The organism is Kitasatospora sp. NPDC048239 (assembly GCF_043202015.1).
Taxonomy (GTDB): Bacteria; Actinomycetota; Actinomycetes; order Streptomycetales; family Streptomycetaceae; genus Kitasatospora.
In genome coordinates, this window is sequence record NZ_JBICZP010000023.1 from 18,985 (window position 1) to 38,653 (window position 19,669).

At 69.1% G+C, this 19,669-nt stretch carries 25 protein-coding genes; 3 read left to right on the plus strand and 22 right to left on the minus strand.

The genetic code is table 11. The annotated features are described in order from the left end of the window. The 19 genes from rplN to rfbB all read right to left on the minus strand — a co-directional run bounded on the left by rplN (window position 1) and on the right by rfbB (window position 13,720). On the minus strand, window positions 1-372 hold the full coding sequence (gene rplN / locus ACGFZP_RS36490; protein WP_030300391.1) for a 50S ribosomal protein L14: 372 nt from the start codon (window positions 370-372) through the stop codon (window positions 1-3). 103 nt (window positions 373-475) lie between these two features. Further along, complete coding sequence (gene rpsQ, locus ACGFZP_RS36495) at window positions 476-748, minus strand: 30S ribosomal protein S17 (RefSeq protein WP_030055826.1); 273 nt, start codon at window positions 746-748, stop codon at window positions 476-478. Further along, complete coding sequence (gene rpmC / locus ACGFZP_RS36500; RefSeq protein WP_030055825.1) at window positions 748-972, minus strand: 50S ribosomal protein L29; 225 nt, start codon at window positions 970-972, stop codon at window positions 748-750. The genes rpsQ and rpmC overlap by 1 nt, the downstream gene beginning before the upstream one ends. Continuing rightward, a complete protein-coding gene (gene rplP, locus ACGFZP_RS36505; RefSeq protein WP_033824227.1) occupies window positions 972-1,391 on the minus strand; it encodes a 50S ribosomal protein L16 in 420 nt (139 codons plus the stop codon). Before rplP ends, rpmC begins: the two co-directional genes overlap by 1 nt. A 5-nt stretch (window positions 1,392-1,396) precedes the next feature. After that, window positions 1,397-2,218 carry a 30S ribosomal protein S3 gene (gene rpsC, locus ACGFZP_RS36510; RefSeq protein ID WP_387949106.1) on the minus strand — a complete coding sequence of 274 codons (822 nt, stop codon included), beginning with the start codon at window positions 2,216-2,218 and terminating at the stop codon, window positions 1,397-1,399. Further along, the gene (gene rplV / locus ACGFZP_RS36515) at window positions 2,218-2,565 is read right to left on the minus strand and encodes a 50S ribosomal protein L22 (RefSeq protein ID WP_033824229.1); all 348 of its coding nucleotides are present in this window, start codon (window positions 2,563-2,565) and stop codon (window positions 2,218-2,220) included. The genes rpsC and rplV overlap by 1 nt, the downstream gene beginning before the upstream one ends. Before the next feature lie 61 nt (window positions 2,566-2,626). Beyond that, window positions 2,627-2,908 (minus strand): 30S ribosomal protein S19, encoded by a 282-nt coding sequence (gene rpsS, locus ACGFZP_RS36520; protein WP_030055821.1) that lies wholly within the window; start codon window positions 2,906-2,908, stop codon window positions 2,627-2,629. 11 nt (window positions 2,909-2,919) lie between these two features. Then, window positions 2,920-3,756 carry a 50S ribosomal protein L2 gene (gene rplB, locus ACGFZP_RS36525; protein WP_387949105.1) on the minus strand — a complete coding sequence of 279 codons (837 nt, stop codon included), beginning with the start codon at window positions 3,754-3,756 and terminating at the stop codon, window positions 2,920-2,922. 43 nt (window positions 3,757-3,799) lie between these two features. Then, window positions 3,800-4,120: a 50S ribosomal protein L23 gene (rplW, locus tag ACGFZP_RS36530; protein WP_387949104.1), complete on the minus strand. Its 321-nt coding sequence runs from the start codon at window positions 4,118-4,120 to the stop codon at window positions 3,800-3,802. Then, window positions 4,120-4,797 carry a 50S ribosomal protein L4 gene (gene rplD, locus ACGFZP_RS36535; protein WP_392941144.1) on the minus strand — a complete coding sequence of 226 codons (678 nt, stop codon included), beginning with the start codon at window positions 4,795-4,797 and terminating at the stop codon, window positions 4,120-4,122. Before rplD ends, rplW begins: the two co-directional genes overlap by 1 nt. A gap of 4 nt (window positions 4,798-4,801) precedes the next feature. Beyond that, window positions 4,802-5,449, minus strand: a complete 648-nt coding sequence (rplC, locus tag ACGFZP_RS36540) for a 50S ribosomal protein L3 (protein WP_392941146.1) — start codon at window positions 5,447-5,449, stop codon at window positions 4,802-4,804. A 14-nt stretch (window positions 5,450-5,463) separates the two neighbouring features. Next, on the minus strand, window positions 5,464-5,772 hold the full coding sequence (rpsJ, locus tag ACGFZP_RS36545) for a 30S ribosomal protein S10 (RefSeq protein WP_012785157.1): 309 nt from the start codon (window positions 5,770-5,772) through the stop codon (window positions 5,464-5,466). Between the two features lie 505 nt (window positions 5,773-6,277). Continuing rightward, window positions 6,278-8,071: a hypothetical protein gene (locus ACGFZP_RS36550; protein WP_392941147.1), complete on the minus strand. Its 1,794-nt coding sequence runs from the start codon at window positions 8,069-8,071 to the stop codon at window positions 6,278-6,280. Between the two features lie 338 nt (window positions 8,072-8,409). Beyond that, on the minus strand, window positions 8,410-9,318 hold the full coding sequence (locus tag ACGFZP_RS36555; RefSeq protein ID WP_392941148.1) for a glycosyltransferase family 2 protein: 909 nt from the start codon (window positions 9,316-9,318) through the stop codon (window positions 8,410-8,412). Window positions 9,319-9,323: 5 nt separating this feature from the next. Beyond that, a complete protein-coding gene (locus tag ACGFZP_RS36560) occupies window positions 9,324-9,722 on the minus strand; it encodes a DUF2304 domain-containing protein (RefSeq protein WP_387949099.1) in 399 nt (132 codons plus the stop codon). Continuing rightward, window positions 9,719-10,408: a glycosyltransferase family 2 protein gene (locus ACGFZP_RS36565; RefSeq protein ID WP_392941150.1), complete on the minus strand. Its 690-nt coding sequence runs from the start codon at window positions 10,406-10,408 to the stop codon at window positions 9,719-9,721. The genes ACGFZP_RS36560 and ACGFZP_RS36565 overlap by 4 nt, the downstream gene beginning before the upstream one ends. A gap of 68 nt (window positions 10,409-10,476) precedes the next feature. Further along, window positions 10,477-11,814: a lipopolysaccharide biosynthesis protein gene (locus tag ACGFZP_RS36570; protein WP_392941152.1), complete on the minus strand. Its 1,338-nt coding sequence runs from the start codon at window positions 11,812-11,814 to the stop codon at window positions 10,477-10,479. Next, on the minus strand, window positions 11,811-12,746 hold the full coding sequence (gene rfbD, locus ACGFZP_RS36575) for a dTDP-4-dehydrorhamnose reductase (protein ID WP_392941153.1): 936 nt from the start codon (window positions 12,744-12,746) through the stop codon (window positions 11,811-11,813). The genes ACGFZP_RS36570 and rfbD overlap by 4 nt, the downstream gene beginning before the upstream one ends. Continuing rightward, a complete protein-coding gene (rfbB, locus tag ACGFZP_RS36580; RefSeq protein ID WP_392941155.1) occupies window positions 12,743-13,720 on the minus strand; it encodes a dTDP-glucose 4,6-dehydratase in 978 nt (325 codons plus the stop codon). Before rfbB ends, rfbD begins: the two co-directional genes overlap by 4 nt. An 83-nt stretch (window positions 13,721-13,803) precedes the next feature. On the opposite strand from rfbB, the gene rfbA reads away from it, so the two are divergent. The 3 genes from rfbA to ACGFZP_RS36595 all read left to right on the plus strand — a co-directional run bounded on the left by rfbA (window position 13,804) and on the right by ACGFZP_RS36595 (window position 16,656). Further along, a complete protein-coding gene (gene rfbA / locus ACGFZP_RS36585) occupies window positions 13,804-14,679 on the plus strand; it encodes a glucose-1-phosphate thymidylyltransferase RfbA (RefSeq protein WP_387949094.1) in 876 nt (291 codons plus the stop codon). Then, window positions 14,676-15,275, plus strand: coding sequence for a dTDP-4-dehydrorhamnose 3,5-epimerase (rfbC, locus tag ACGFZP_RS36590; protein ID WP_392941157.1), 600 nt, complete (start codon window positions 14,676-14,678; stop codon window positions 15,273-15,275). Before rfbA ends, rfbC begins: the two co-directional genes overlap by 4 nt. A 139-nt stretch (window positions 15,276-15,414) precedes the next feature. Continuing rightward, a complete protein-coding gene (locus ACGFZP_RS36595; protein ID WP_392941158.1) occupies window positions 15,415-16,656 on the plus strand; it encodes an acyltransferase family protein in 1,242 nt (413 codons plus the stop codon). Between the two features lie 132 nt (window positions 16,657-16,788). Here ACGFZP_RS36595 and ACGFZP_RS36600 read toward each other — a convergent pair whose 3' ends face one another. The 3 genes from ACGFZP_RS36600 to tuf all read right to left on the minus strand — a co-directional run bounded on the left by ACGFZP_RS36600 (window position 16,789) and on the right by tuf (window position 19,582). Further along, window positions 16,789-17,223, minus strand: a complete 435-nt coding sequence (locus ACGFZP_RS36600) for a GtrA family protein (RefSeq protein ID WP_392941159.1) — start codon at window positions 17,221-17,223, stop codon at window positions 16,789-16,791. Then, window positions 17,220-18,179 (minus strand): glycosyltransferase family 2 protein, encoded by a 960-nt coding sequence (locus tag ACGFZP_RS36605; protein ID WP_392941161.1) that lies wholly within the window; start codon window positions 18,177-18,179, stop codon window positions 17,220-17,222. The genes ACGFZP_RS36600 and ACGFZP_RS36605 overlap by 4 nt, the downstream gene beginning before the upstream one ends. A gap of 209 nt (window positions 18,180-18,388) precedes the next feature. Further along, entirely contained in the window at window positions 18,389-19,582 is a 1,194-nt protein-coding gene (tuf, locus tag ACGFZP_RS36610) for an elongation factor Tu (RefSeq protein ID WP_190210874.1), read from the minus strand. Window positions 19,583-19,669: the final 87 nt, after the last annotated feature.

The window sequence follows — 19,669 nt, forward strand, 5'->3', positions numbered from 1 at the left end:
TTAGAGCACCTCCGGCGCCAGCGAGATGATCTTCATGAACTTCTTGTCGCGCAGCTCGCGGCCCACCGGGCCGAAGATGCGGGTGCCACGGGGGTCACCGTCGGTGTTCTTCAGAACGACCGCAGCGTTCTCGTCGAAACGGATGTACGAGCCATCCGGACGACGACGCTCCTTGACGGTGCGGACGACGACGCACTTGACGACGTCACCCTTCTTCACCGAGCCACCGGGGATCGCGTCCTTGACGGTGGCGACGATGACGTCCCCGATACCGGCGTAGCGGCGACCGGAGCCACCGAGAACACGGATGCAAAGGATTTCCTTGGCACCAGTGTTGTCGGCGACACGCAGTCGCGACTCCTGCTGGATCACAGCTTTCTCCTGATCGTCAACGAGAGTCGACGGGCCGGCCGCTGCTCACACCGGCGTCCCCGGAGGGACCCGATGCACATACGGCCGTACCTCATCGGCTTCGTTACTTGGCCTTCTCGAGGATCTCGACGACGCGCCAGCGCTTCGTCGCGGACAGCGGGCGGGTCTCCGCGAGGAGGACCCGGTCGCCGATGCCGCAGGCGTTGGCCTCGTCGTGCGCCTTCAGCTTGTTCGTACGGCGGATGACCTTGCCGTACAGAGCGTGCTTGACGCGGTCCTCGACGGCGACGACGACGGTCTTGTCCATCTTGTCGCTGACGACGAGACCCTCACGGGTCTTGCGGAAACCGCGCGTCTCGTTGGTGTTCTCAGTCATCAGGCGTTCTCCACCGTCTCGATGCCCAGCTCGCGCTCGCGCATCAGGGTGTAGATCCGCGCGATGTCCTTACGGACGAGCTTGAGCCGTCCGTGGTTGTCGAGCTGCCCGGTCGCCGCCTGGAAGCGGAGGTTGAACAGCTCCTCCTTGGCCTCACGGAGCTTGGCAACGAGACCCTCGTTGTCCAGCTCACGAAGCTCAGCAGCCTTGGTGCCGGCCGACATCAGCTCTCACCTGCCTCGCGCCGGACAATCCGGCACTTCATCGGGAGCTTGTGAGCTGCGCGGGTCAGCGCCTCACGAGCCACCTTCTCGTTGGGGTACGACAGCTCGAACATGACCCGACCCGGGTGCACGTTCGCGATCCACCACTCGGGCGAACCCTTACCGGAACCCATGCGGGTCTCGGCCGGCTTCTTGGTGAGCGGACGGTCCGGGTAGATGTTGATCCAGACCTTGCCGCCACGACGGATGTGACGGGTGATCGCGATACGAGCGGACTCGATCTGGCGGTTCGTCACGTAGGCCGGGGTGACGGCCTGGATACCGTACTCGCCGAAGGCGAGCTCGGTGCCACCCTTGGCAGCGCCACGGCGCTTGGGGTGGTGCTGCTTGCGGTGCTTGACCCGACGGGGGATCAGCATGTCGGTCAGGCCTCCGTTCCGGTGTTCTCAGCGGCCGGAGCCTCGCTCGCCGCGGCCGCGGGGGCCTCGGAGGCGGGACGACGGCCACGGCCACCGCGCTCGCCACCGCGGCGCTCGCCACCGCGGGCGGGACGACCACCCTCGGGGCGGGCCGGGCGGTTGCCCGAGCGGGCGGCGGCGTTCTCAGCGCGGACCTCGGCGATGTTCTTGACGTCGCCCTTGTAGATCCAGACCTTCACGCCGATGCGGCCGAAGGTCGTCTTGGCCTCGAAGAAGCCGTAGTCGACGTTCGCGCGAAGGGTGTGCAGCGGCACACGACCCTCGCGGTAGAACTCCGAACGGCTCATCTCGGCGCCGCCGAGACGACCGGAGCACTGGACCTTGATGCCCTTGGCGCCGGACTTCATGGTGCCCTGCATGCTCTTGCGCATGGCACGACGGAAGGAGACGCGCGAGGACAGCTGCTCCGCGACGCCCTGAGCCACGAGCTGGGCGTCCAGCTCGGGGTTCTTGACCTCGAGGATGTTCAGCTGGACCTGCTTGCCGGTCAGCTTCTCGAGGTCGCCGCGGATGCGGTCGGCCTCGGTGCCACGGCGACCGATGACGATGCCGGGGCGAGCGGTGTGGATGTCGACGCGGACGCGGTCGCGGGTGCGCTCGATCTCAACCTTCGAGATGCCGGCGCGCTCCATGCCCTTCGTCATCATGCGACGAATGGCAACGTCTTCCTTGACGTAGTCCTTGTACAGCTTGTCGGCGTACCAGCGGGACTTGAAGTCCGTGCTGATGCCGAGGCGGAACCCGTGCGGGTTAACCTTCTGGCCCATTACCGGGTCCCTTCCTTGCTGCTGACGACCACGGTGATGTGGCTGGTCCGCTTGCGGATCCGGTAGGCACGGCCCTGGGCACGCGGGCGGAACCGCTTCAGGGTCGGGCCCTCGTCAACGTACGCCTCGCTGATGACGAGGTCGTCCACGTTGTTGTGGTTGTAGTTGTGCACGGCGTTGGCAATGGCGCTGTCGAGCACCTTGCCGACCGGCACGGTGGCGGCCTGCGGAGCGAAACGCAGGACCGCCTGGGCCTCCGTGGCGTTCAGGCCACGGATGAGGTCCACCACGCGGCGGGCCTTCATGGGCGTGACGCGGATGTACCGCGCCTGGGCCCTGGCTTCCATGGTTGTCCCCTTAATGGAGTAAGTCACTTGAGTCGTCGTTCTGGCGCTGAAGCTCAGGCGACTAGCGACGCTTCGACTTGCGGTCGTCCTTGACGTGGCCGCGGAAGGTGCGGGTCGGAGCGAACTCGCCGAGCTTGTGGCCGACCATCGACTCGGTGACGAACACCGGGACGTGCTTGCGGCCATCGTGAACCGCGATCGTGTGGCCGAGCATGGCCGGGAAGATCACGGAACGACGGGACCAGGTCTTGATGACGTTCTGGGTACCCGCCTCGTTCTGCGCGTCCACCTTCTTGAGAAGGTGGCCGTCAATGAAGGGGCCCTTCTTGAGACTGCGCGGCATCTGACCTGCTCCTAGCGCTTCTTGTTGGTCTTGCGGCGGCGCACGATGAGGGCGTTCGAAGCCTTCTTCGGGCTACGAGTGCGACCCTCCTTCTGGCCCCACGGCGAGACCGGGTGGCGACCACCGGAGGTCTTACCCTCACCACCACCGTGCGGGTGGTCGATCGGGTTCATGGCCACACCACGCACGGTCGGGCGAACGCCCTTCCAGCGCATACGGCCGGCCTTGCCCCAGTTGATGTTCGACTGCTCGGCGTTGCCGACCTCGCCGACGGTCGCGCGGCAGCGCGCGTCCACCAGGCGGATCTCACCGGAGGGCATGCGCAGGTGCGCCATCTTGCCCTCACGAGCCAGCAGCTGGATGCCGGCACCGGCGGAGCGGGCCATCTTGGCACCGCCGCCGGGACGCAGCTCCACCGCGTGGATGGTGGTACCGACCGGGATGTTGCGCAGCGGCAGGTTGTTGCCGGGCTTGATGTCGGCGCCAGGGCCGTTCTCAATCCGGTCACCCTGCGCGATGCCGCGGGGGGCGATGATGTAGCGCTTCTCGCCGTCCACGTAGTGCAGGAGCGCGATGCGCGCAGTGCGGTTCGGGTCGTACTCGATGTGAGCGACCTTGGCCGGCACGCCGTCCTTGTCGTGACGACGGAAGTCGATCACGCGGTAGGCGCGCTTGTGGCCGCCACCCTGGTGGCGAGCGGTGATACGACCGGCGTTGTTACGGCCGCCCTTGCTGTGCAGGGGGCGAACCAGCGACTTCTCCGGCGTGGACCGCGTGATCTCTACGAAGTCGGCCACGCTGGAGCCACGACGGCCCGGCGTAGTCGGCTTGTACTTGCGGATGCCCATTTGGCTCTCTCGTCCTCGTCCTTATCGACGATCACGATCCCCGTTAGGAGACCGGACCACCGAAGATGTCGATGCGGTTGCCCTCAGCCAGCGTCACGATGGCGCGCTTGGTGTCCTTGCGCTTGCCAAAGCCCGTCTTGGAGCGCTTGCGCTTGCCCTGACGGTTGAGCGTGTTGACGGACTCGACCTTGACCGAGAAGACCGCCTCGACGGCCTGCTTGATCTGGGTCTTGTTGGCACCCGGCGACACGACGAACGTGTACTTGTTCTCGTCGAGGAGCGAGTAGCTCTTCTCGGAGATGACCGGCTTCACCAGGACGTCACGGGGGTCCGTGAACGTCTTGCTCGTGATCTGTGCAGCCATCAGGCGGCGCTCCCTTCGAGCTCGCCCTCAGCAGCCACGGCCTTGGCGGACGCGGCGGGACCCGCCACGAAACGCTCGAAGGCAGCCTGGGTGAAGACCACATCGTCGGAGACGAGCACGTCGTAGGTGTTCAGCTGACCGGCGTCCAGGATGTGCACGTTCGGCAGGTTACGAGCGGACTTGAGGCCCAGCTCGTCCGCGCGCTCGACGACCAGGAGGACGTTCTTGCGCTCGGTGATCTTGCCGAACAGGCTCTTGGCAGCCTTGGTCGACGGCGCCTCGGCCGCGATCACGTCGGTGACGACGTGGATGCGGTTGTGGCGGGCCCGGTCGGTGAGCGCACCGCGCAGGGCGGCGGCGATCATCTTCTTCGGGGTCCGCTGCGAGTAGTCGCGCGGCACGGGACCGTGCACAACGCCACCGCCGGCGAACTGCGGCGCACGGGTCGAGCCCTGACGGGCGCGGCCGGTGCCCTTCTGACGGTACGGCTTCTTGCCGCCACCGCGGACCTCGCCACGAGTCTTGGTCTTGTGGGTGCCCTGACGGGCCGCAGCAAGCTGCGCCACGACGACCTGGTGCATCAGCGGAACGCTGACCTTCGCGTCGAAGATCTCGGCCGGCAGCTCGAGGCTGCCGGTCTTGTCGCCAGCCGGCGACAGGATGTCAATGGTGCTCATTTGCTCACAGCCCCTTCGCCGCGGTGCGGACGAGGACGAGGCCGCCGTTCGGACCCGGGACAGCGCCCTTGATCAGGAGCAGGCCCTTCTCCGCGTCGACCGCGTGCACGGTCAGGTTCTGGGTGGTCACCCGCTCGTGACCCATCCGACCAGCCATGCGCAGGCCCTTGAACACGCGGCCCGGGGTGGCGCAGCCACCGATGGAACCGGGGGAACGGTGCTTGCGCTGGGTGCCGTGACCGGCGCCGAGGCCCTTGAAGTTGTGACGCTTCATGACACCGGCGAAGCCCTTGCCCTTGGAGGTGCCGGTCACGTCGACCTTGACACCCGCCTCGAACAGCTCGGCGGTGATCTCCTGGCCCAGGGTGTACTCGGACGCGTCCGTCGTACGCAGCTCGACCAGGTGGCGGCGCGGGGTGACACCGGCCTTGGCGAAGTGGCCCGCGAGGGGCTTGTTCACCTTGCGGGGGTCGATCTCGCCGAAGCCGATCTGGACGGCGTCGTAGCCGGCCGGGCTGTCGGCGGTGTGGACCTGGGTCACGACATTCGGCCCAGCCTTGACGACGGTCACCGGAACGATCCGGTTGTTCTCGTCCCAGACCTGGGTCATGCCGAGCTTCTCGCCCAGGATGCCCTTAATCTGCTTAGCCATCTTCGGTGTGCCTCTCAGAGCTTGATCTCGATGTCGACACCAGCCGGCAGGTCGAGACGCATCAGCGAGTCAACCGTCTTCGGCGTGGGGTCGAGGATGTCGATCAGACGCTTGTGAGTGCGCATCTCGAAGTGCTCGCGCGAGTCCTTGTACTTGTGCGGCGAGCGGATGACGCAGTACACGTTCTTCTCAGTGGGCAGCGGCACCGGGCCCGCGACCTGCGCACCAGTGCGAATGACGGTCTCGACGATCTTCTTCGCCGAGGAGTCAATCACCTCGTGGTCGTAGGCCTTGAGCCGGATGCGGATCTTCTGTCCCGCCATGGCTACTCAGTAGTCCTTTGTGTCGTCTGTTGCTTCTACGGCCGGATTCATCCAGGTGGACTGTGTCCGGTGGCACCTGTGGGTGGTTACCTCCGACCCCCGCGGTCGGGCGTGTCGCCCGGCCGCTTGCAAAAAATCCGACACGAGGTCGCCCTCCTGCGGATTTCCCACGGGTTCGGTGAGGTCTTGCACCCACCAGGCGCCGGATCGAGGCCCCGTCCACGCTTCCCGGAAGATTCCCGTACGTCCGCCCCGCAGCTGCCGCGGTGTCGACTTCACACCACTGCGGTCCACACCCTCACCCAGGGGGTCAAGGCGGACCACATGAACGGCCATCACGGGAACGACGAGTACATGGGACTCGCTTCCGGTCCTCCCGGCGGGAGGCGCGCAGCATCGGCACTCAACCGAGCAACTTGGACATACTGCCACATGGAGCAGCCGAAAAGCCAATCGGGGCCGATGAGGTCTCCCCCACCGGCCCCGATCGAAACCCGCGGGACGGCTACTTCTGTTCCTTCAGCCAGGGCGCCTCACGGCCGCAGACCGCCGGCCAGTCCTCGGTGCGCACGTTGGCGCACCAGATGAACTTCTTGTCGTCCGGGGTCGGCTTCCAGTCCTTGGTGATGATGTCCGCGCACTTGGGCACCGGGGAGAACTTCGGGCAGGTGCCGTCCTTCTTCTTGATGGTGTGCGCCCGCCAGGCGTCCAGGCCCATCGTGTTGGTGGTCTCCGCCTGCGGCATGTAGCGGTCCACCGACCAGGAGGCGCCCATGGTCGCGAACAGCGCGAGGGCGCAGACCAGCCCGGCGGCCAGCTGGCGGGTGACCCGGCGCGGGATGGCCGGGCCCTCCTCGGTGCGGCCCGCCGAGCGCAGCGTCCGCTCCAGCCAGCCGGTCCCCCGCTCCAGGCCGGCCATCAGGCCGACCACGGCCAGGATCAGCAGGCAGTACATGATGATCCAGGTGGTCCGCGGGTAGAGCTGGACCATCTGCGAGTGGGCCATGTGCGAGGCGAACCAGAAGCGCAGCAGCCAGGCCCCGGCCAGCACCGCCGCCGCCGTGCGGACCACGATGTTGCGCAGGCCCAGGCCCACGCCGATGCCCACCGCGGTGATCAGCAGGATCCCGAAGCCGGTCTGGCCGGCCAGCTCGCCGGCCTGCGGCCAGTTGTGGTAGGTCAGGTCGCCGTTGCGGTCCGACATCCAGCCGAGCACGTAGGCCGGGTCGACGTAGTTGACGATGTAGGCGTACCGGTCCGGGGTGTCGGCGCCGAGCTTGAGGATCTGGTACAGCAGCGGGGAGCCGATGGCCGCGGCGGTGACCACGGTCGCGGCGAGGAAGAGCAGGCCCCGGCGGACGGCGTCGCGGCCGCGCCGCCACGGGAAGACGAAGAGGGTGAGCAGGAACACGCCCGGCGCCGACCACAGGTACCAGCCGGAGTACCAGAGGAACAGCACGCCGAAGATGACGCCGAAGCCCAGGCCGCGCAGCAGTGCCGACCGGGTCGACAGCTCCCCCACCCGCCGCAGCTCGCGCAGGCAGGCCGCCAGCAGCGGGACCAGGACGATCATCGTGACGTGGCTGTACGGGCGGATCGGGTCCAGGAACACCAGCGCGGAGGGCACCGCGATGGCCAGCGCCCAGAACGGCCGCAGCACGAGGCGCCAGGCCAGGTAGCTCATCGGCCCGACCAGGGCGCTGCAGATGATCTGCAGGTCGTGCAGGGCGAAGCCTGCGCCGCCGACCCCGCCGTAGTGCAGCTCGGACCAGAGCGCCACGGCCGCCGGGAAGAGCGGCGGGTAGACGCCGGGCAGGCCCTTGTCGTGCATCATCGACGTCGCCATGTCGACCAGCTGGCTCGGGTCGCCCTCCTGCCCGCCGAGCGGCCAGGGGGTGCCCCGCAGGGCGACCACGACGCCGCCGGCGATCACGCCGGTCGCCAGGCCCGCCAGGGCCGCGCAGACCAGCCGCTGGGTCAGCCGGTGACGGCGCAGTCCGCCGCGGTAGGCCGTGTAGACCAGCACCGCCAGGATCGGCAGGCCGATCAGGGCCGCGTACTGCTGGATCTTGGCCAGGCCGCTGACCTGCCCGATCCGGTTCAGCGGGTTCACACTGATGTGCCGGCAGAGCAGGGTGAACCCGAGTGCGGCCACCACGCTGACCACGATCTCCGCGGTCACCAGCACCCAGCGGCGCTCGCTCCAGCCGCCCTGCGCCGCGTCGTCGGAGCGGGCGGCGCCGTCTCTGTCAGGGGACAGGTCCGATGTGCTGGGCCGGTCGGTTGCCAGGTCGGTCATGTCGCTTCACTTCCGTAGGACTGCGGACGGCTGCTGAACGGTGCCAGGCTGGTCGGCTTCTCGTGGACACTACCCCGCGGTACTGCGGCGTCCGGCCACCAGGACCGGTGCGGCAGGGGCCTCGGCGGCCGGCGGCGGGGCGCACCGGGGCCGGGCCGGGCAGGAGTGCCGCGCGGGCACGCCACACCTGCCGAAGACGAGCATATATAGTCCACCGTCATATCAGGTAGCCCTCGGCGCGAGATGCGGCGAGCCCGGCCCCGCTGCCTGAGCAGCCGGGCCGGGCTTGCGTCGTCCGCCCTCCCCCGGAGGCCGGGGCGGCGGCTCGGGGCCGCGGTTCAGCCCTCGTGACGCTGCCCGGAGGTGAAGGCGTGCCGGGCCAGGGTGCGCACACCGGCGCCCTGGCCCCGGCGCAGGGCCCCGGGGATCATCGTGATGGCGTGGAAGCGCGAGGCGCTGCGGACCCGGGCGGCGCGCGCCGCCTTCGGCCACCCGCGCGCCTCCATCCGCTCGGCCACCGCGTTGAAGTAGCGCTCGGCCTCGGTGAACCGGGTGCCGGAGAAGGCCTGCACCGAGGACTCGCTGACCGCGTGCCGGCGGTACTGGAAGACGGTGGTGGTGTTGTCCACCATCATCTGCTCGCCCCGCTCCAGCAGGTCGACCACCAGGGCCAGGTCCTGGATCACCGAGTACTCGTCGCGGAAGTTGACCGCGCGCAGGGCCTCGCCCCGCCAGCAGATCGACGGGAAGTACATCCAGTTGCCGCGCAGCACGCTGGCCGCCAGCTCCTCGCCGCCCATCAGGCGGCGGCCGTTGACGCTCGGCGCGTAGATCCGCCCCTTGACGTTGTCGGCCAGGCCGGCGGTCACCACGCCCTCGCCGTCGATCACCTCGACGCCCGGCTGGACCATGCCCAGGTCCGGGTTGGCCTTGAGGATCCCCCGGACGGTCTCCAGGTAGTGCGGGTGCAGCAGGTCGTCGCAGCCCATGATGACGACGTGGTCCGCCGTCGAGAGCTCCACGCACTTCTGGAAGTTCCGGGTGATCCCGAGGTTCTGCTCGTTGCGCAGGTAGCGGACCCGGTCGTCGCCGAGCTCGGCGAACCAGCCCGGGACGTCCGGCTCCTTGCCGTCGTCGACGACGGTCAGCCGCAGGTCCGGGTCGGTCTGCCCCAGGATGCTGCGCACCGCGGCCTGCATCAGACCCACGTCGCCGTAGTACGGCAGCATGAACTCGAAGGTGGCCATGGTGCTCAGACCCCGCTGCGGTCGACCGGGGCCGACACCGGCAGGTCCAGGTCGAAGCGCTCCTCGTTCAGCCGGGCGCCCTCGTTGATCGCCACGGTCCGGGCGAGGTCGGTGAGCTTCTTCTCCAGCGAGCGGAAGCGCAGGAAGGTGTTCAGGGTCAGGAAGCCCATCGCCAGCACCATCACGTACAGCACCAGGTCGGTGCCGCGGCCGACACCGAGCTTGTGCGCGATCCAGGTGACATCGGTCGGCCGGAGCACGGCGTAGATGTTCACCACCACGAACACCGAGAAGGCGATGCGCTTCCAGGCCCGGGTGTTCGCGGCGTCCCAGCGCCGGATGAACGTGAAGGCCAGAATGACCGAGCCCAGGATGAGGACGAGCTGGATCCAGAAGTAGTTCATCGGCGGCCACGCTCCCGCAGCGAGATGTCGAAGATGATGTTGACGCCGTTGATCAGGGACTGACCCTTGGCGCGTGAGTAGTCGGTGTACAGGATGTCCACCGGCAGCTCGGCGACCCGCAGGTCGGAACCGGCCAGGAAGCTGACGATCTCCGACGCGTGGGCCATGCCGTTCATGGTGATCCGCAGTCGGCCGGCCGCCTCGCGGTTGAGCACGCGAAGGCCGTTGTGCGAGTCGGTGAGCTTGAGCTTGCGCGCGGTCGGGCTGACCGTCGCGGCGGTGCGCAGGACGACCCGCTTGATCCAGGGCACCTGGCCGTTCTGCTCGATGAAGCGCGAGCCCAGGACGACGTCGGCCTCGCCGGCGCGCAGGAACTCGACCATCTTCTCGACGTCGGCGGTCTGGTGCTGCCCGTCCGCGTCGAAGGTGGCGAAGTACTGGGCGCCCGGCTGGGCGAGCGCGTAGGCCAGGCCGGTCTGCAGTGCAGCGCCCTGGCCGAGGTTGACCGGGTGCCGCACCAGGTGGGCACCGGTGGTCATGATGTGCTTGGCGGAGTCGTCCGCGCTGCCGTCATCGACCACGACGATGTTGGGGAACGTCTTGCGCGCTCCCTCCACAACGTCAGCGATCACCTGGCCTTCGTTGTAGGCCGGGATCACCAGCCAGACATCGTCGTACTGGGACACGGGGGCTCCATGTTCGGGGTGTCTCCCGCGCTCGTGCGCGGCAATCCGTATGTCGGGGGCCGATGCGGTCATTCGCCGACCACCCCGGCACTCAGGGTAGGCATGGTCTGCTCCGATGCGCTCTGCGCGGGAGCGGCCTGCTTCGCGGGCGAACCGGGGAAGCTGTGCCTGAGGGCGGCCAGCATACCGAGCACGGTGGCCACGGAGCCCGCCGCGTAGGCGAGGATCACACGGGTGGCCACCTCGCCCGGCAGGAAGGTGACGCCCGCGAGGACGCCGGTGCCCACCGCCCAGCAGAGCAGCTGGAGGTTGTGCCGCTTGAATACCATCAGCGCCTGTCCGAGCACCATCGCGAACATGTACGCCACGGTTCCTGCGGACATCCAGAAGAAGTCGAGGCAGCCGAGCACCGGCTTCGCGCCGAACAGCACCTGGATCAGCCAGGGCCCCAGGGCCACGGCGGGGATCCCGCCGAGCACGCCGAGCAGGCCGACCGCGGCGCCGATCCGGCGGAGCATGCCGCTGAACGCCGCCCGGTCGCCGACCGCGATCGCCGCGGAGAGACCGTTGAGCAGCGAGGCCTGGAGCGAGCCGAACACGAAGAGCGGCACCCGGGCCAGCACCAGCGCGTTGAGCAGTGCGGCGATCAGGGCCGAATCGGACGGGGCGAGCAGCTTGGTGCTCACCACCGCGGCGTTCACCACGACCTGGGAGAGCAGGGTCGAGCAGATCAGCAGGCCCAGCCCGGAGCAGAGCTCGGACCAGGGGATCCGCGGGCCCGGCTTGACCACCCGCAGCAGCGCGGGCAGCGTCACCACGGTCGCCGCGATCGGTGCGGCGGCGAGGATCAGGCTGAACGCCAGCGCGGAGTGCACGCCGGCCAGGCCGCAGCCGAAGGCCAGCCCGATCCGCAGGCCGCCGTCGATGCCCAGCTGGGTTCCGTAGGCGCCGAACCGGCCGAGGCCGGCCAGCACGCCGCGGGTGAGGTAGCAGACGGCCATGCCGGCGAAGGCGCCGCCCAGGGCGAACACCAGCGAGCGGTCGCCGTGGAACATCAGGTCGGCGATCGGCCCGGAGCCGACGCCGATCGCCAGCAGCACGGCACCGAGGATGGCACCGGTCAGCAGGGTGGCCCGGCGCAGGACCGGCCCCGCGCCGTGGCCGAGCGCGGCCCGGGCGGCGACGATCCGGGTGAGCTCCTGCTCGATCGGGAAGAACACGCCGATGCCGACGGACATCACGATCGTCCAGAGCAGTGAGACGTTCGCCATGTCGTCGACGGACAGGCTGTGACCCGCCACACCGAGGTGGATGTACGACGCCGCGCCGAGCACGACGGTGCCGCCCGCCACCGCCAGGGTTCCCGGCGGTAGCGCGGCGGCCACCTTCGTCAGCGGATTCTTCACTGAGGTCTGTCGCTCTCGGTCGTCCCGGCCGCAGCGGCCAGTTCGGTGAACACGGGCGTGCCCAGCGCCTCACCGAGCTGCTCGCACCAGTCGGCCGGCGGCGTCAGGCCGGCGGCGGACCAGCGGTCGTGGCCCAGCACGCTGAACGCGGGCCGCACCGCCGGGCGGACGAAGGCCGCCGAGGTGGTGGGGCGGATCCGCTCGGGGTCGAGGCCGCTCAGCCGGTAGGTCTCGCGCGCCAGCCCGAACCAGGTGGTCCGGCCGGTCGCGGTGCCGTGGTAGACGCCGGCCGGCGCCTGTCCGGCGAGCGCGGCGTGACCGAGCGCGACGAGCTGCCGGGCCAGGGCGTACGACCAGGTCGGCTGGCCCTGCTGGTCGTCGACCACGTCCAGGCTGGGCCGCTGGGCGGCGAGCTTGAGCATGGTGGCGACGAAGTTCGGGCCGTGCTCGCCGTACAGCCAGGCGGTGCGCACGGTGTAGCCGTGCTCCGGGAGCAGCTCGGCGACGGCCTGCTCCCCCACCAGCTTGCTGCGGCCGTAGGCGTTGACCGGGGAGGTCGGCGCGTCCTCCGGGTACGGCTGGTCGGCGTCGCCGGCCAGGACGTAGTCGGTGGAGACGTGCAGCAGCCGGGCTCCGGCCTTGGCGCAGGCGGCGGCCAGGTGGGCGACACCGGTGCCGTTGACGGCGGTGGCGGCCTCCTCGGCCGTCTCGGCGCCGTCGACGTCCGTCCAGGCCGCGCAGTTGACCACGATGTCGTGGCCGTCGACGGCGGCCTGCACGGCCGCCGCGTCGGTGATGTCCAGGCCGGCCCGGCCGAGGGCGGTGACCTCGGCCGTGGTGTCGGCGGCGAGCACCGTCAGCAGGTCCCGGCCGAGCATGCCGGCCGCGCCGGTGACGAGCCAGCGGACCTGCCCCGAGGCGTTGGCGCTCACTTGGCCAGGGCCGCCTTCGTCTTCAGGGGCTCCCACCAGGCGCGGTTGTCGCGGTACCACTGGATGGTCGCGGCGAGGCCGTCCTCGAAGCGGACCTGCGGCTCGTAGCCGAGCTCCTCGCGGATCTTGCTGATGTCGATCGAGTAGCGCAGGTCGTGGCCCTTGCGGTCCTCGACGTGCTCGACCATGTCCCAGCCGAGGCCGGCGGCCTCCAGCAGCAGACCGGTCAGCTCCTTGTTGGTGACCTCGGTGCCGCCGCCGATGTTGTAGACGTGGCCGGCCCGGCCCTTGCGCATGGCCAGCTCGATGCCGCGGCAGTGGTCGGAGACGTGCAGCCAGTCACGGATGTTGCCGCCGTCGCCGTACAGCGGCACCTTGCGGCCGTCGATCAGGTTGGTGGTGAACAGCGGGATGACCTTCTCCGGGAACTGGTAGTGCCCGTAGTTGTTGGAGCAGCGGGTCACCACGACGTCCATGCCGTGCGTGCGGTGGTAGGCCAGCGCCAGCAGGTCCGAGGAGGCCTTGGAGGCCGAGTACGGGGAGTTCGGCTCCAGCGGCCACTCCTCCGTCCAGGAGCCCTCGTTGATCGAGCCGTACACCTCGTCGGTGGAGATGTGCACGAAGCGGCCCACGCCGTGCTTGCGGGCGGCGTCCAGCAGGACCTGGGTGCCGACGACGTTGGTCAGCACGAACGGGCCGGCGCCCGCGATCGAGCGGTCGACGTGCGACTCGGCCGCGAAGTGGACGACCACGTCGTGGCCGGGCATGACCTGGTCGACGGCGTCCGCGTCGCAGATGTCGCCACGGACGAAGGTGTAGCCGCTGTGGCCCGCCACCGGCGCCAGGTTGGCCTCGACGCCCGAGTAGGTGAGCTTGTCGAAGACCGTGATCTGGTCAGTGGTGTCGGCGCCCAGCAGCTGGCGGACGAATTCAGAACCGATGAAGCCGGCACCGCCGGTCACGAGGATGCGCATAGTGCGCCGTAGTCTACCGTCGCGCCGGTACCCCCACCGACCCGGGCCTCACCCGCCCGCCCCGACTCGAATAAGGTGCACGCATGCGTGGAATCCTTCTGGCCGGCGGCACCGGCTCGCGGCTCTGGCCGCTGACCCGGGCGGTGTCGAAGCAGCTCCTCCCGGTCTTCGACAAGCCGATGATCTACTACCCCCTTTCGACCCTGGTGATGGCGGGGATCAGCGAGATCCTGATCATCACCACCCCGAACGACAGGGAGCAGTTCGAGCGCCTCCTGGGCGACGGCTCCCAGTTCGGCCTCCGCCTGGAGTACGCCGTCCAGGAGCGCCCCGAGGGCATCGCCCAGGCCTTCGTGCTGGGCGCCGACTTCATCGGCGACGAGCCGGTCGCGCTCATCCTCGGCGACAACATCTTCCACGGCAGCGGCCTCGGCACCCGGCTCTCCGAGCACACCGGCGCCAAGGGCGGCCGGGTCTTCGCCTACCCGGTCGCCGACCCGACCGCGTACGGCGTGGTCGAGTTCGACGAGGACGGCCAGGTCATCTCCATCGAGGAGAAGCCGACCGAGCCCAAGTCCCGTTACGCCGTCCCCGGCCTGTACTTCTACGACAACCGCGTGGTCGAGATCGCCCGCGGCCTGAAGCCCAGCGCCCGCGGCGAGTTGGAGATCACCGCGGTCAACGAGGCCTACCTCCAGGCCGGCGACCTGCACGTGACGATCCTCGACCGGGGCACCGCCTGGCTGGACACCGGCACGTTCGTCTCGATGGTGCAGGCCTCCGAGTTCGTCCGGGTCATCGAGGAGCGCCAGGGCTTCAAGATCGGCTGCATCGAGGAGGCGGTCTGGCGGGCCGGCCTGATCGACGACGCACAGCTGCGCGAGCTCGCCGAGCCGCTGCTCAAGAGCGGCTACGGCCAGTACCTGGTGGCACTGCTGGACGAGGAGGGCTCCCGGTGAAGTTCAACGAGCTGTCCATCGAGGGCGCCTGGGAGATCACCCCGCAGCTGCACGGCGACCCGCGCGGTCTGTTCACCGAATGGTTCCGCTACGACAAGCTCGCGGAGGTCGTCGGCCACCCGCTGCGGCTGGCCCAGGCGAACCTGTCGGTCTCCAGCAAGGGCGTCGTGCGCGGCATCCACTTCGCCGACGTCCCGCCCGGCCAGGCCAAGTACGTGACCTGCGTGCGCGGCGCGGTGCTGGACGTCATCGTGGACCTGCGGGTCGGCTCGCCGACCTTCGGCCGCTGGGAGGGCGTGCGCCTCGACGAGACCGAGCGCAAGGCCGTCTACATCTCCGAGGGCCTGGGCCACGGCTTCTGCGCGCTGAGCGACGACGCCACGCTGTCCTACCTCTGCTCGGAGACCTTCAACCCGACCGGCGAGCACGGCGTGCACCCGCTCGACCCGGACCTCGGCATCGAGTGGCCGGCCGACGTGCCGCAGCTCTCCGCCAAGGACACCGAGGCCCCGTCGCTGGCCGACGCCCTGGCGAGCGGCCTGCTGCCGGACTACCAGGCGGTCAAGGCCTTCACCGAGTCCTTGCGCACCATCTGACCTTCAGGTCACCGACGACCGCCCGGAGCCGCCCTCACTGGGGGGAGGCCCCGGGCGGTCGTCCGTCCGGCTGCGCACCGTCGTGCACCGAGCAGCTCTCCTCGCGGGCTCGAACCCGCTCCGTCCTGGGGGGACTCCCATGAAGATCTCACGCTGGCCCGGCTATCGCGGCACCCTCGCCGATGTCTTCTCCGGCCGGGCCAACAGCTTCGGCCTGCTGCGGACCATCCTCGCCGTCGCCGTAGTCGTCTCCCACATGTACCCGCTGGGGTGGGGCACCCTGGAGCCGCTGGCCCACTTCAGCCGAAACCAGAGCGACCTCGGGAAGATAGCCGTGGTCGGCTTCTTCGTGATATCCGGCTTCATGATCACCGGAAGTGGGCTGCGGACCACCATCGGCCGCTACGCATGGCACCGGGCGCTGCGCATCCTGCCCGGGTTCTGGGTCTCGCTCGCCGTCTCGGCCCTGGTGATCGCTCCACTGCTGTACCGCTGGCAGTACGGAAGCGCCGACGCCTTCTGGACCGCCGGGGGCGGGCCCCGCCACTACCTCGAGGGCGCCTGGAACCTCTCGATGTCGAACGGCTACGACGTCGCCGGCCTCACCAGTGGCGCCGTGAACGCGGGCCTGCTGCACCACACCGGGCTCAACGGCGTGCTCTGGTCACTGCCGTACGAGATCATGTGCTACATCGTCATCGGCCTGCTCGCCGCAGGCGGCGCACTGCGCAACGCCCGCCGAACGGTCCCGCTGATGGCCCTCGCGCTGTGGATCCTGATGTTCCGCGACTGGATCACCGCCCCGCTCTGGACCGGCGGCGGCCCGGTCGACACCAAGCTGTGGGTGCGGCTGCCCCTGCTGGGCGACCAGCTTCAGGGCTTCCTGGTCTATCTCGGATTCGCCTTCCTGCTCGGCGCCACCTTCCGGCTCTACCGCGACCGGTTGCCGGTCAGCGACTCGCTCGCCGTGCTGTGTGCCGCCCTGGCCGGGGTCAGTCTGCACTGGGGCGGTTTCTTCGTCCTCGGCTACCCCGCCATCGCCTACCTGCTGCTGTGGCTCGCCGTCCGGCTCCCGCGGGCCTTCCACCGGGTCGGCAGCAAGCGCGACTTCTCCTACGGCATCTACGTGTACGGCTTCACCGTCGAGCAGGCCCTGACGATGCTCGGCTACGCCAAGCACGGCCACGCCGTCTACCTGGCCCTCGCCCTGGCCGGCACGGTCGTCCTGGCGGCGCTCTCCTGGTACGTGGTGGAGTCCCCGCTGATGCGGCTCAAGGACTGGACGCCGTGGCCGGTCCGCCGGCTGAAGGGCGCCGCTGCCCGCGGTAGCGAGCCGGTCGCCATCCCGCACCAGCAGGAACGGCCTCGCGTCAGGGTCTGACCGACCCGCCGCCTCGGTCGCCTGGCGACGTCCGGCACCAACTGGTCCACAGGGGCCCGGCCGCATCGACTGCGGCCGGGCCCCTGTGCGCCTGCGCCGGTCGACGAGCCGTCAGCGACCGTCGACGGGCCGTCAGCGCCCCCGGAAGACCCAGGTCTTGAGCAGCAGGAAGCGGGCCACCGTGGCAAGGCCGTTGGCCACGATCAGACCGGCCAGCTCGACCGGCCGGGAGGCGTCCGGCACGAACGCGTCGAGCAGGGCGAGCGCCCCGCTGCTGAGGCCCAGCCCGATCAGAAAGGCCACCGCGCCCTGGAGTTGGTGCCGCAGCGCGCCCTCGCTGCCGGTGATCCCGAAGGTGAAGCGGCGGTTGGCGGCCGTGTTGGCGACGGCGCTGACCGCCAGGGCGATCAGGTTGGCGGCCTGCGCGCCGGTGAACCAGCGCGCGAGGACGAACAGCCCCAGGTAGAAGAGGGTGCTCAGGACCCCGATGACCAGGAACGAGGGCAGTTGGCGCAGGAGCGCCCGGCGCTGCCTCGGCGGCCTGGTCGGTTCGCCGGTGAACGTCATCGGGACTTTCCCTGCCATTCGTCCTCGGCCGAGTCGTAACCGACGAAGTACGCCGGACGCGCCTGGACCGCCGAGTAGATCCGTCCGATGTACTCGCCGAGCAGGCCGACGCAGATCAGCTGGACGGCGCCGATGAAGAGCATCGCGATGAACAGCGACGACCAGCCGGGCACCGTGGAGCCGAACGCGAACGCGGCCGTGGAGTAGACCGCCAGTCCGAGGCAGACCACGAAGCTCAGCAGGCCGAGCCAGGTGGCGAGCCGCAGCGGGCTGGCCGAGAAGTTGGTGATGCTGTCCAGGGCCAGGTTGACCATCTTGGACAGCGGGTACTTGGTGCTGCCCGCGACCCGCTCCTCGCGGACGTAGAGGACCTCGCCGCTGGGGAAGCCGAGCCACGGGACCAGCAGGCGGTACACCGGCTGGTGCTCGGGCATCGCCTTCAGCGCGTCGACGGCGGCCCGGCTGAGCAGGCGGAAGTCCCCGGCCTGGTTGGGCATCTTCTTGCCGACCAGGCGGCGCATCAGCCAGTAGTAGGCGCCGGCGGTGCGCCGTTTGAAGAAGGTGTCGGTGCCGCGGTCCCCGCGGACCCCGTAGACGATGTCGAGGTTCCCCTCGCGGGCGAGCGCGAGCATCTCGGGGATCTTCTCCGGCGGGTCCTGCAGGTCGGCGTCGATGGAGACCACGTAGTCGCCGAGCGCCCGGTGGATGCCGGCGGTCAGCGCCGCCTGGTGCCCGGAGTTGCGGGCGAGCCGCACGGTGCGCAGTTGCGGCCAGTCCTGCCGCAGCTTCTGCATGATGACGGGCGTGGCGTCCGTACTGCCGTCGTCGACCCCCACGACCTCGTAGTCGATGCCGAGCCCGTCCAGGATCGGACGCAGCCTCGTGGCGGTCAGCGGCAGCGCCTCCTGCTCGTTGTAGATCGGCATGACGACCGACAACCGGGGCGCTGTAGACATGAGCTGGTCCCGCTTTCCACTGCTGGGGCTGGATCGTGGCCCGACGATAGCAGCCGCTCCTGAGGCCCCCGTGAGAGCCCGTGAACGGCGCCTTGGAAGCCGTCCGACCTGGTCGGACTCTCCCGGGGCCGATGCCGAAGGGCCCCGCACACCGGAGTGTGCGGGGCCCTTCGGTTCGCCTGTGCGGTACAGGCAGGTCTAGACCTGAATTACTTCAGGATCTTGGTGACCTGGCCGGCGCCGACGGTGCGGCCACCCTCACGGATGGCGAACTTCAGGCCCTCCTCCATGGCGATCGGCTGGATCAGCACGACCGTCATGGCGGTGTTGTCGCCCGGCATGACCATCTCGGTGCCCTCGGGGAGGGTCACGACGCCGGTCACGTCCGTGGTACGGAAGTAGAACTGCGGGCGGTAGTTGTTGAAGAACGGGGTGTGACGGCCACCCTCGTCCTTCGACAGGATGTACGACTGGGCCTCGAACTCGGTGTGCGGGGTGACCGAACCGGGCTTGATGATGACCTGGCCGCGCTCGACGTCCTCGCGCTTGATGCCACGGAGGAGCAGACCGACGTTCTCACCGGCCTGGCCCTCGTCGAGCAGCTTGCGGAACATCTCGATGCCGGTGACCGTGGTGGTGGTCTTGGTCTCCTTGATGCCGATGATGTCGACAGTCTCGTTGACCTTGAGGATGCCACGCTCGATACGACCGGTGACGACGGTGCCACGACCGGTGATCGTGAAGACGTCCTCGATCGGCATCAGGAACGGGAGCTCGGTGGCGCGGGCCGGGGTGGGGATGGCCTCGTCGACAGCGTGCATGAGGCCGAGAAGCTTCTCGCCCCACTCCTTGTCGCCCTCGAGCGCCTTGAGCGCCGAGACGCGCACGACCGGCAGGTCGTCGCCCGGGAACTCGTACTCGGAGAGCAGCTCGCGGACCTCGAGCTCGACGAGCTCCAGGATCTCCTCGTCGTCCACCATGTCGGCCTTGTTCAGGGCGACGACGATGTAGGGGACGCCGACCTGGCGGGCCAGGAGCACGTGCTCCTTGGTCTGCGGCATCGGGCCGTCGGTGGCGGCGACGACGAGGATCGCACCGTCCATCTGGGCCGCACCGGTGATCATGTTCTTGATGTAGTCCGCGTGACCCGGGCAGTCGACGTGGGCGTAGTGACGCGCCTCGGTCTGGTACTCGACGTGCGCGATCGAGATGGTGATACCGCGCTGCCGCTCCTCCGGCGCCTTGTCGATCTGGTCGAACGGCGTGAAGGGGTTGATGTCCGGGTACGCGTCGTGCAGCACCTTGGTGATCGCCGCGGTAAGAGTGGTCTTACCGTGGTCGATGTGACCGATGGTGCCGATGTTGACGTGGGGCTTCGTCCGCTCGAACTTCGCCTTCGCCACTGCAGTCCTCCTGAGGACAGTTCTGTACGCCGTGCTGACGTCAGTTGGTCTTTGATCGGGTTGGGTACGGGGAGCCGAAGCACCCCA